Raw genomic sequence first — 11,373 nt, 5'->3', positions numbered from 1 at the left:
CTACAAAATATACAACGCGGGAATGGTTCCCGGACGGTTGAGATTAGCTGAGATGTGAAAGGGGATCGCCATGAATATGCCACTGAACACTACCAATTTGCAGCGTCAACATCCATGCATTGCTATGGCCGTCGTCAATGTCGAGTCTCTCGCGAAGCGCCATATTTCTGAGAAGCTGACTAACGCCAAACAATTACTCGATATCCTGTTTCCGTTGGCACAGGGGTCACACAACGATGTTACCGGCTATATGGTGTACTATCAGCACCTGCTGGCCTGTTTTGCGGACGCCACCCTTAGCGGTCTGCGACATCCACGCCAGTTTATTGCACTGTCAGGCCATAAGACCCAACCAGACGCGTTACTGTTAAAGCATGACAGTGGCTGTCACCTAGAAATGAGTTTTAATCACGGAGGATTGATTGGCTGTCATGACCAATCAGGTCTCGATGATCTGCAGCTAGAAGAGGCCCACAATCGCGGTAATCGCTGGATCAGTTTGCTGCATGAAAGCATAGACGGTCATACTAGCCCGCAGGAAATGCGAAAGCAGTTTGTCGACCATGAAGGCTTGATCTACGCCCTGTAATTACAGTTCCATGTGCTTGTTACTGTCTGACAAAACACGGCAGCCCTATGGCTGCCGTTACGTTTGGTACGGCCCATTTGATTCAATAAAATTTAATCTTTCAATTAAGATTATTTGATTTTTCTTGCGTTATTGTTCTCTCCTATACTGCTACTCTCGTTCACTGTGGAAAAATCTCCCAATGGTTAGCAGTTTCAATTTGCAGGAAAGTCACCGTAAGGTGTTGTTTTGCCTTTTAGCCGCGGTGTGCTTGTTACCCGGCATCACCTCGCCGCTGGCATTAATTCTTGGCTTCATCCTGGCAAATCTCGGCTGGTTACCCGCAGAGTGGGAGATTGGCAAATTCACGAAAAAGCTGTTGGCGCTGTCGATTGTCGGACTGGGGTTTGGTATTCCACTGCAACAAGCAATTAGCATCAGCACCCACAACCTGCCGTTAATTCTCGGCAGTATTATTTTTACTATCGCCTTTGGCACCTTGCTCACCAAATTATTGCATCTTGAACAGCGTACCGGCCATTTGATTGCTTGCGGAACCGCTATTTGCGGCGGCAGTGCCATTGCGGCCGTCGCTCCCGCGATCAATGCCAAAAGTGAACAAACTGCCATTGCGTTAGCCTGTGTATTTATCCTTAACTCCATCGCCCTGTTTATATTTCCGGTAATTGGTCATCTGCTGGCCTTAAGCCAACACGAATTTGGGGTCTGGAGTGCAATTGCCATTCACGATACATCTTCGGTAGTGGGGGCAGCATCAGCTTATGGCGAAGAAGCGCTGAAAACCGCCACCACCATTAAACTGGCGCGGGCGTTATGGATTATTCCAGTAGCGGCGCTTAGTGCCATGGCCTTTGGTGGTAAAGGGAAACTGGTGATCCCCTCTTTTATCATTTATTACTGCCTGGCAATCGCTATCACCAGTCTGTTGCCACAAGGACAAGCGCTGTACCAGCTGCTATTTGCGGCGGGGAAAAAGTCTTTAGTGGTGTGTCTGTTTCTGATTGGTTGCGGTATCACGCTGAAGAAATTGCGAACTCACGGGCGAGGTCCGTTGTTGATGGCAACCATTTTGTGGGTGGCTATCGGCAGCGGCTCGTTGCTCAGCGTGTTGTTACTGGAGTGATTGGCCTTATTCAGGCAGCCTGCGCATTGCTTTCTGGAGCAGGCTGAATGAAATCTTCCATAAACCACGCACAGAAACTATGGCGACCGTCAACGCCCGCTTTGGTATAGATAGATGACGCCTGTTGTCTGACGGTCTTTTCCTTGGTGCTGCGAACACCGGAGATTTCTTTAAAGCTCAATCCTTTTAATAGCAACAACGCGACTTCCTGTTCGCTACGAGTCAGCGACCAGAGTTCAAATTGCTGTTGTACCGCTTGAGTATATTCTTGTCTGGCCGCCTGCATCCGGCTGGAGATATTACAGATCCGGGTATCCGCCCGTTTGAGTTGATTGGCCAGCTGTCGGATTTTACGGGTACGGTTTAGCAGATCAGTTCCAATGTACAGAGCTCCCAACGCGGATAACGTCACCAATAATGTTTCCTGAATAATGTGCCAACGGGGCACGCCCAGTTCCAAATCTGACAATACATCCAAGAAATTCAGCACCATTATCACTGTGAGCAGTGTAATCATTAGCCAATCTTTCATTTTCACAACTCCTGAAAATAAATCATTTCCTATCAAACAGTTAACACTATGGTACATATGTACCATAGCAGGCTTTTATGATACAGCTCCCCGAAGAATTCAACACGTTTTTGTGTCAGGCTGGCATCGTTGTTTCCCCCGGTGATCACAGCCTATGAAATTCAGAAAGATTACGTTAGCGCTAGTGCTACTAGTGCCCATTTTGCCATTGTCGGCCGCCCCAGAAAATGCCCGAGAAGCCATGTTGGCTCAGGCACAATCCAGATTACACAATTACGCCGCACAACTCACACCTATTTATCAGAGTGCTGACTGGTTAATTGGTTTACCAACCATCAGTATAAGCCATCTGCAGGGACTGGACAGTCGGCGCAGTTACGAGCAGCAGTTGTCACTGAATCTGCCGTTCAAGTCCCCCGCCATGCATCGACTAGACGAGGCGTTGAAACCCCTCAATCAGCAGTTGATTGTGCAACAGAGTAGGTTGCAACAGCTCTATCTGTCCGGTTTGTTGCGGCAATATTGGTGGCAGCAACAGCTGGCCGACACGGAATTGCAGCAACTGCAGCATAAGCAGCAACTATTGCAACAGTTGCTGGAACGCCAGAAAGCGCTGAGCCTTAGCGGTGAAGCGCCCACCAGCCAGCTATTGGTACTGCAACGCGAATTACTTGACCTCCAGTTAGCGATGCTGACGCCTAAGCAACAACGGGCAAGTGCCGCCGAAGCCTTACGGCGGCTGACCGGCTTAGAACAGCTTCCCTCCCTTGATGAAAGCAGTCGTTTGTTACCGCAAGATGACGGCATCAACAATCCGTTATGGCAACTGGCGAGTATCCAACTGCAACGACAGAAGTTACTGGGCAAAACCATGGCTGAAGGTGATACCACGCCGTGGATTCTGTCCGTGAATGCCAAAAACACCGCCACGCCGGGGATGGAAGAGCAGGCCATCGGCCTAGCACTGGATATCCCGCTGCCGACCAGCAGTGGCCTCAGCCAACAGGAAGTCGGCACTTTGGTTGAACAGCAACTGCAACTCGAACAACAACAACAGCAACTGATGTTACAGACCAAGCTGCAGCTGGATGAACTGCGCCAACAACTGGCGCAACTGCAACAGCAACAACTGTTGCTACAGCAATCGTTGACACTGAGCCAACAACTGACCGCGTCATTGGCAGCCACAAAACAACAGGGTCTGCCGCAATATCAGGCATGGCTGCGGAGCTATGTGGATACATTAGATACCGAAAGTCGTCTGGCACTTAACCAATTGGCGCAGTCCCAACTGCATTCAAAACAATTGCAAGCCCTTGGAGTTACCTTATGAGATGGAAATCACTGCTCGGCAGCAGTGTTCTGGCACTGTCATGTTCATCAGTTACCGCTCAAGAGCTGTCTGTGGCAGCGCTTGGCAAACTGACATTAAGCTACGCGTCCGTTAAAGCGGTACAGCAACTACCTGCCAGCCCAGTGCCTGCGGAAGTCACCGTTGAACCCGGCAATACCTTCTACCTGAGCGTTCCGGAAACGATTCAGCAGCGCCACTGGTTGGTCGCTGATGGTTCAACAGTCACTGCTGGCCAACCGCTGATCTTATTGCAAGGGGCAGGTATTCATCATTTTCATATGCAGTTTGAAGCTGCCGAAGAAGCCTTTAACCTGGCGCAAAACCGCTACGAACATAACCGCAAATTACACGCCAACGGGACTATCGGTGCCGAAGTGTGGAGCCAAATCAGTATGCAGTACCATGATGCCAAACTGAAGTTTGAGCACATGCACCACTTTATGGAACTGCTACAGGAAGCGCCGGAGGGCTCATTACTGAAAGCCCCAATGGCCGGTATTTTACGTTACGGAGACAATAGCCAACCGCTACCGGATGGTGGCCTGTTGCTCGGCCTAGTCCCTGCCGAAGATATCCGCTTGCACGTCAATCTGCCATTAGCCATTGCTCACGATACAGTGTCAGTCAATACCGGCAGTTGCCAATTGTCTTTGACCCGGCGCGACAACTTCGCTCAGGGAGGCTTCGTCAGTGCCTGGACCGAAACCGTACCCGCGAACTGTGGCTTGACCACCGGTCAGCAATTGCAGGTTATCCCGCTGCGTCAGGTACAAGCGTTGGAAGTGCCCAAACAAAGTGTTTATTCCTGGGGAACCGGCACCCAGGTTCTGCGGCATCAGGGTGACAAACTGCTACCAACCACCGTCACTATTTTGGGCGTGAACGGCAATGATTACCTGCTTCAGCCACTGACTGAACTGCAGAACAGTGAAGTATTGAGCGAGTCCGTGGCCGCAGCCAAAGGCATGCTGCTGGGACTAGGAGGCGAATAACATGCTCAATGCTATCATTCGTTTCTCACTGACTCAGCGGTTGTTTATGCTGATCACCGGGCTGATCCTGGCGGCGGCTGGCAGTTATGCCTGGCTGGGTATTCCGTTGGACGCGTTCCCAGACATTTCGCCCACGCAAGTGAAGATCATTCTGAAAGCCCCGGGAATGACCGCCGAAGAGATTGAGTCGCAGGTGACGGTTCCGGTAGAAACTGAATTGCTGGGGATCCCTAAGCAGGCGATTCTGCGCTCCACCACCAAATATGCCATCACTGCCATCACGCTCGATTTTAACGAAGGCACAGATATTTACTGGGCGCGGCAGCAGGTCAGTGACCGTCTGGCCGCCGTAAAAGACAAGCTACCAGCGAATATTGAGGGTGGCATTGCGCCAATGAGTACCCCGCTCAGTGAAATTTTTATGTTTTCACTGGAAAATCCTTCGATGAGTTTGTTGGAACGCCGACAGATGCTGCAATGGCAAATTCGCCCATTGTTACGTACTGTGGCCGGTGTAGCCGACGTCAACATCCTCGGCGGCTATGCCAAAACGCTGCAAATCACCCCAATCCCCGAAGCGATGGCGCAAGCGGGACTGAGCCAGGACGACCTGATCGCCCGTATCAATGCCAATAATGCTAATACCGGTGCCGGGCGCATTACTGTCGGCACCGATAATTTCACGGTTCGTACTGAAGGCCGTGTCAGCTCCATCGATGCGCTGCGCAATATGGTGATCACCAGTAACGCTCACGGCACTTATCGATTACAGGATCTCGCCGCCGTTGAAATCGGGCACCTCGCCCGCTATGGCGCAGTCACCCGCAATGGCAGTGAAACCGCTGAGGCACTGATTGTCGCGTTGAAGGACTCGAACACGGCCGATGTGGTCAAAGCCGTGAAAGAGAAACTGGCGCAGATAGAGCCGACCTTGCCACCAGGCAGTAAGCTCAATGTGTTTTATGATCGCGCCAATCTGATCAGTACCGCTATCGGTACCATCTCCGAAGCGCTGGTGGAAGCCGTGGTGTTGGTGATTGTGTTGCTGGCGCTATTTCTGGGTAATGTGCGCGCGGCACTGGTAGTGTCGCTGGCATTGCCACTGGCGGCGCTGTCGACCTTTGTATTGATGCGTTACTTCCACCTGTCGGCCAACTTGATGAGTCTGGGGGGGTTAGTGATCGCCATCGGGATGCTGGTGGACTCGTCGGTGGTGGTCGTGGAAAACATGGTGAATCAGTTAGCCGGTGGACAACGCTTGCCCAGACTGCATCTGATCTACCGGGCGACCAAAGACGTGGCTACCCCAGTCGTCTCCGGCACAGTGATTGTGATGATTGTGTTTTCGCCATTGCTAACGTTAAGCGGGCTGGAAGGCAAGATGTTTTCACCAGTCGCCATCACAATTGTCTTTGCCATGCTGTCAGCACTGTTACTGGCGTTAACCATTATCCCAGTGGTGGCCTCTTATCTAGTGAATGAAAAGGCAGTAGAGGAGCCGAAGTTCGTGCACTGGCTAAAGCGCCACTACCTGCAATCGTTGGAATGGGTACTGCACCACGGCAAACGGTTTGTCATTACGGCCGGGATATTATTGGTGATGAGCTTTGGCCTGTTCACCCTCGTCGGTAAAACCTTTATGCCGACCTTGGATGAAGGCGACATTATTCTGCAGTTAGCAAAATCACCTTCTATTTCCTTGCAATCATCATTAGATCTGGACGCGCAGATCGAAAACCATCTGCTGAAAACTGTGCCAGAAATCCGCCAGCTAGTTGCTCGTACCGGCGCCGATGAGTTGGGCTTGGACCCTATGGGTCTTAATGAAACCGACGTATTTTTGCAGCTAAAGCCCGCTGACGAATGGCGTTTTAAAACCAAAGAGCAGCTGATTGACGCTATCCGGGCCGAAGTAGTGAAATTCCCCGGTATTGACTTCAACTTTACGCAGCCCATCCAGATGCGTGTTTCTGAGATGCTGACCGGCAGTATCGGCGATGTGGCGATTAAAATTTTTGGTGATGACTTAGCCGCGTTAAACCAACTCGCCGGGCAAATCAGTGACATTACCAGTGCCACTAGCGGCGCTCAGGATGTGAAAACCGCCATGACTGAAGGCAGTCCCTTTATCAATCTGAAACTGAAAGATGGACTGGCCAGTCGTTATGGCATGAATGCTACCGAGTTTGGCAGTTATCTGAAGAGCCAGCTCGAAGGCGTTGCGGTCACCGAAGTGATCCAAGGTAAAAAACGCACGCCGGTATTGATTGCCTACCCACGGGACAATATTGCCAGCTTGGCGCAACTACAGCAGCAAGTGATCCTGATGCCTGATGCCAGCCTTAAACCGTTAAGTGAATTGGCTGACATCAATTATCAACAAGGACCAATCCGAATCGACCGCGAACAGGGTAACCGCTTTGCAGTGGTCACAACCAACGTTAGTGGCCGAGATATCGTCAGCTTTGTTGAAGAGCTGAAAGGCAAGTTAGCCCAACAAGTGAAACTGCCGAGTGGTTTCAGCCTCAGTTATGGCGGCGAATTTGAAAACCAGCAACGCGCGACTAACAACCTGCTGCTGGTAGTGCCGGTAGCCATTATGCTGATTAACCTCATTCTGTTTACCACCTTTGGCACGATTTCCAAAGCCTTGCTGATTTTAGCCAACGTGCCATTTGCCATGATGGGCGGGATTATCAGTCTCTATCTGTCGGGAGAATACTTGTCGGTACCGGCATCGGTAGGCTTTATTGCCTTGCTGGGGGTAGCGGTACTTAATGGGGTAGTAATGGTGAGTTATTACGAGCAATCGCGACATATGTTTGCCACACTTGAAGAGCGGGTAAAACAAGGGGCTGCTCGCCGATTAAGGCCGATCATGATGACCGCAACCACCGCGATGTTCGGTCTGATCCCGCTGGCGTTTGCGACCGGCCCTGGCGCAGAAATTCAACGACCATTGGCAATTGTGGTGATCGGTGGACTTATCACCTCAACCATTACCACTTTGTATCTGTTGCCGCTGTTGTATGAAACTCTGGAGAAACGTAAATGAAACAACTGCTGGTACTGATCGCCCAACACAATATTAAAGATGATATTGTCGATACGCTGATGTCGCTGGACTATCTTTCCGGCTTCAGTCTGGTGGATATCTGTGGATTCAGCCGCGAGCACAGCCAATACAACTTGAAGGAACAGGTGGAAGGTTACCGGGAATTCTATAAGTTTGAGATCATGCATCCACAAGAATTCCAGCAGGAGTTACTGACCATCCTGGCGAAAGTTTGCCAACATAACCCTTGCCGTTACTGGATAGTCCCCATCGCCAGTAACGGAGTGCTGGGCAAGGCGTAACTGGACACGGTGATTAGCTTAAACCCTCGGAACATTATTCCGGGGGTTTTTTACATTGAAACCAGCCCGAAAAATATCCCCACAAACATAAAAATACCGCACATTCCAACAGTGAGCGCCACAGGCCTGTCAGCGACCGATCTACGACTATCAGCGTCGCAATGGCCACAAAAAAAATGACAACAACAGCAATGATGGGCTTCATGGTCTTTCCTTCATTAATAACGCTGTTAATTATTGATGGCGCGTTATTTCCAGACCAATATTTAAAAACAATATCTAATAACTAATTATATTTTAATAATAATAAATTATTAAAAGCCCACTTCGTTGCGATGACAAGCGTTAACCAAAATTCTTGAGATAACCGCTACGGTATTGCGAGATTGTAATTGATTACAATGTGTTATGACGGGCTAAGGGGAGCCAGTCCTAATTGCGCTGGAGCGTGCGACCTTTGCCCAGCAGTGCTTGACCCGCAATCGCCAATACGCAATAACCCAGGAAAAACCAGAAACCGCTTTCAAATTTGGCACTGGTACGCACCATGTCGCCCATACCCGCTGAGGCATCGCCCGCCATATAGGTGACGATCAAAGCCACCACAAACACATCCGCCATCGACCACTTGGCAATCGCATTGGTTACCAACGCAAGATTGCGTTGGGCTCCCGCACGTAAGGGCAAAATTACTGACGCCAGTAACATGAGTAACTTTAATGCCGGAATAACTACAGAAAACAAGGCCACCAGCACCGCAACCAGCAGATTGCCGTGCTGCTGTAATTCTGTCACCGTGCCCCAGATACTGCGACTTTTGTGAAATACCGCCACTTCACCTTGCAGATGATTGAGCCCGAGCAACCCCGCCACCATCCCCAACATATTGCGGGTACGCTGTTGGCCTTCGTCGGAGTCGTTGCTAACGCTTTCGGCGATCATATCCATGCCGGTTGCGGACAGTTTCGCTTTTTCCACATGCCCATCAATCGTTAAGATTGGCATGGTTACTCCAGGCACCAGCAGTGCCAGCGACAACAGTAACAGCAATAAAGCTTTCCAGTTTGACATTCGGCCTCCAACAACTCAGGGTCTGCTATGTGCAGACTCGCTCAGTCTACCGATTTTGGCTAAGCACGTCAGGTGCTAATAGAAAGGTGTCGGGTCAACCGCCATCGCAGAAGGTGAAATACCACGCTCAATATTGAGATCTGATTTTTTCAAATCGACCAGCACAACGTCGGTGTAATGCTTATGTTTATTCGAATAGAAACATTTCACTACCGGGTGCAACACATCACGGCCTTCGGTTTCCCAAACAATACCTACGCGCCCATCCGACAGCTCGACCAATGAGCCGACCGGGTAAACACCTATACAACGAATAAATTCATACACCAGACTTTCATCAAGGTGAAAGGGCGTCAGACTCAGCAAGATTTTAAACGCTGCGGCCGGGCTCATCGCTTCTTTGTAGCAGCGGGTAGCGGTCAGCGCATCATAAATATCAACAATGCAGCTCATGCGCCCATGCTGCGGCAACTGTTCGCCTTTTAAGCCACGAGGATAACCACGACCATCGAGCTTTTCATGGTGCATCAGGCAAACATCTCGACTCACCTGAGATAGCCCTTGCGCTTCTGACATGATCGGTATGGCGTAGACCTGATGTAACTTCATGTGCTCAAACTCTTCCGGCGTCAGCTTACCCGGTTTATTCAGCACCGAACTGTCGACTTTAATTTTGCCCACGTCATGCAAAATTCCGCCCACCGCAAGTTGCCTGAGCATGTCGCGTTCTAGCCCCAAGTAACGCCCGAAAGTAACCAGCAAAACCGCAACGTTAACCGAGTGCTCCAGCAGATAAGCATCTTTGGTACGTAAGGCCGATACACATTTGAATGCATCAGCGTTGTCCATCACCGACTCAATCATGTTTTCAGCGAGGGCTTCGACTTTGGCAACTTCTATGGCTTTGCCTTCAAAGGTCTCTGACAGCACTTTGCGCACGAGCCCCTTCGCTTCATGAAGCAACTCACTGGCCTGCTTTTGCGCTTGTTCGCGATTTTTTATAGTGGGTGGTGAAATGGCCGCACGGCTATTTGCCGGGACTTTTTCGGCAGTAAACGTACTGCGGGCAGGATCAATCCAGACGAACTGCACACCTTTGCTTTTTAGCTTGGTCACCAGATCCAGCTGAGTAATGCGTCCAGCGTTCGCAACCGTGAGCTGTTGGCTGTTTTCAATAGCCGACACAAACATACCCACTTCCAAACTGGAAACTGGCAGTTTGATCAGATCGGCTTTTCGCAAAGTCTCAGTCATGCAGTTGCTCCGACAATAGGCTGGCGCATCCATTGCGACCCTCGCACCTGAGCACAGGCTAACTTGTCCAACGGGTCAAATTTCGACAGCACTATATTATAGATAAATTTACGTTTTACCTATGGTCGGATTCAACTTCTACTTTTTTCTTGTCGGTTTGATCGCAAGGCATTGAAAACTTGACGGAGTCCACCTTCTGAAGGCGCAGTTATGACAACTGCGAACAACATCATCTATCTGTTCATCTTCATCATCTTCGGCAAACGCCTGGCAATTGGCGGCCTGAGCTCGCGCGGCTGTGACGTTTTCGCGTCCGGCACGAAATACCCAACGGTCTTCCTGCAATTCAAATCCTGCAAGTTCGCTCATCAGTAGTCCTTAAGCTGCTGCTTGGTAGCATTGTGCCAGTCACCGTTTTGCTGGGATACCAATAGCGCAAAGCGCCCTTGCGCCATCACCGCTTTAACCTTACCACTTAGCCAGACTTGAGTTTCAGGTGCTAACCAATCACCGTCGGTTGTTAGCACACCGTCCAAGGCCCCCTGTTGTAAAATATCAGCGACACTGAAGGGCTGAGGCGTCTCGCCTTGCCCAAATTTCAGCTGACCTTTCACACGGCCATCATTGCCAGACAAACGTAATCCTAGCCCCGCTAAAGCCCCAATCACACCCTGCCCCGTGCCGCCGTGTTCACTCAAATCGATTTGTAGCTCGCGGGCCAGTTCGTACGCCGCCGCTTTAGTGAGTACCTGTTGCTTCGCTGACTGACCAAACGCTTGCAACGCCAACGCATTTTTCAGGTGCGGCAGATAGACGAAGGCCAAGCCGGGATCTGCCGCTGCCGCACTTTCCTGACACAGATGTGCCACGGCGATGGCCTTGATCTCCTCGCCAGACAGCGGGCCCTCATACGCAAAACACATGGCACTGTTGTGGGACGTATAAGGAATATCTTCATGTACAAATAACTGGTGACGCGTTACCAATGACGCAGAACCACCATGAACTTGCAATAAGTCCGCAATTTCACCGGCAATTTCACCCGTCCCTTTGGTGCCAATATCATCCGTGTCATCAATACAAATTAACCATTGAGCCATA

General features: G+C 50.4%; 11 protein-coding genes. 6 read left to right on the top strand and 5 right to left on the bottom strand.

The genetic code is table 11. The features are described from left to right. Positions 1-70: 70 nt before the first annotated feature. Both KDN34_RS00505 and KDN34_RS00500 read left to right on the top strand, forming a co-directional pair. A complete protein-coding gene (locus tag KDN34_RS00505) occupies positions 71-589 on the top strand; it encodes an aldolase/citrate lyase/malate synthase family protein (protein ID WP_212595033.1) in 519 nt (172 codons plus the stop codon). A gap of 181 nt (positions 590-770) precedes the next feature. After that, positions 771-1,712 carry a YeiH family protein gene (locus KDN34_RS00500; protein WP_212595032.1) on the top strand — a complete coding sequence of 314 codons (942 nt, stop codon included), beginning with the start codon at positions 771-773 and terminating at the stop codon, positions 1,710-1,712. 10 nt (positions 1,713-1,722) lie between these two features. On the opposite strand, the gene KDN34_RS00495 is transcribed toward KDN34_RS00500, so the two are convergent. Continuing rightward, positions 1,723-2,244, bottom strand: a complete 522-nt coding sequence (locus tag KDN34_RS00495) for a helix-turn-helix transcriptional regulator (RefSeq protein WP_212595031.1) — start codon at positions 2,242-2,244, stop codon at positions 1,723-1,725. A 154-nt stretch (positions 2,245-2,398) separates the two neighbouring features. Between KDN34_RS00495 and KDN34_RS00490 the strand changes: the two genes are divergently transcribed. From KDN34_RS00490 to KDN34_RS00475, 4 genes are read left to right on the top strand one after another with little or no spacing between them, the layout of a single operon-like run. Then, positions 2,399-3,577 (top strand): metal transporter, encoded by a 1,179-nt coding sequence (locus KDN34_RS00490; RefSeq protein WP_212595030.1) that lies wholly within the window; start codon positions 2,399-2,401, stop codon positions 3,575-3,577. Beyond that, positions 3,574-4,590, top strand: coding sequence for an efflux RND transporter periplasmic adaptor subunit (locus tag KDN34_RS00485; RefSeq protein ID WP_212595029.1), 1,017 nt, complete (start codon positions 3,574-3,576; stop codon positions 4,588-4,590). Before KDN34_RS00490 ends, KDN34_RS00485 begins: the two co-directional genes overlap by 4 nt. Before the next feature lies 1 nt (position 4,591). Further along, on the top strand, positions 4,592-7,645 hold the full coding sequence (locus KDN34_RS00480; protein ID WP_212595028.1) for an efflux RND transporter permease subunit: 3,054 nt from the start codon (positions 4,592-4,594) through the stop codon (positions 7,643-7,645). Next, on the top strand, positions 7,642-7,947 hold the full coding sequence (locus KDN34_RS00475) for a DUF3240 family protein (RefSeq protein ID WP_212595027.1): 306 nt from the start codon (positions 7,642-7,644) through the stop codon (positions 7,945-7,947). Before KDN34_RS00480 ends, KDN34_RS00475 begins: the two co-directional genes overlap by 4 nt. 432 nt (positions 7,948-8,379) lie before the next feature. Here KDN34_RS00475 and KDN34_RS00470 read toward each other — a convergent pair whose 3' ends face one another. The 4 genes from KDN34_RS00470 to KDN34_RS00455 form a co-directional block, all read right to left on the bottom strand. After that, positions 8,380-9,018: a paraquat-inducible protein A gene (locus KDN34_RS00470; RefSeq protein WP_212595026.1), complete on the bottom strand. Its 639-nt coding sequence runs from the start codon at positions 9,016-9,018 to the stop codon at positions 8,380-8,382. Between the two features lie 75 nt (positions 9,019-9,093). Next, positions 9,094-10,272, bottom strand: coding sequence for an HD-GYP domain-containing protein (locus KDN34_RS00465; protein WP_212595025.1), 1,179 nt, complete (start codon positions 10,270-10,272; stop codon positions 9,094-9,096). 138 nt (positions 10,273-10,410) lie between these two features. After that, positions 10,411-10,641: a hypothetical protein gene (locus KDN34_RS00460; RefSeq protein WP_212595024.1), complete on the bottom strand. Its 231-nt coding sequence runs from the start codon at positions 10,639-10,641 to the stop codon at positions 10,411-10,413. Then, on the bottom strand, positions 10,641-11,372 hold the full coding sequence (locus KDN34_RS00455) for a DNA-binding protein (RefSeq protein ID WP_212595023.1): 732 nt from the start codon (positions 11,370-11,372) through the stop codon (positions 10,641-10,643). The genes KDN34_RS00460 and KDN34_RS00455 overlap by 1 nt, the downstream gene beginning before the upstream one ends. Position 11,373 lies beyond the last annotated feature (1 nt).

This window comes from Shewanella yunxiaonensis, assembly GCF_018223345.1.
Taxonomy (GTDB): Bacteria; Pseudomonadota; Gammaproteobacteria; order Enterobacterales; family Shewanellaceae; genus Shewanella; species Shewanella yunxiaonensis.
The sequence above is the reverse complement of the archived record's forward strand: the minus strand, read 5'-3'. Positions and strand labels throughout refer to the sequence as shown.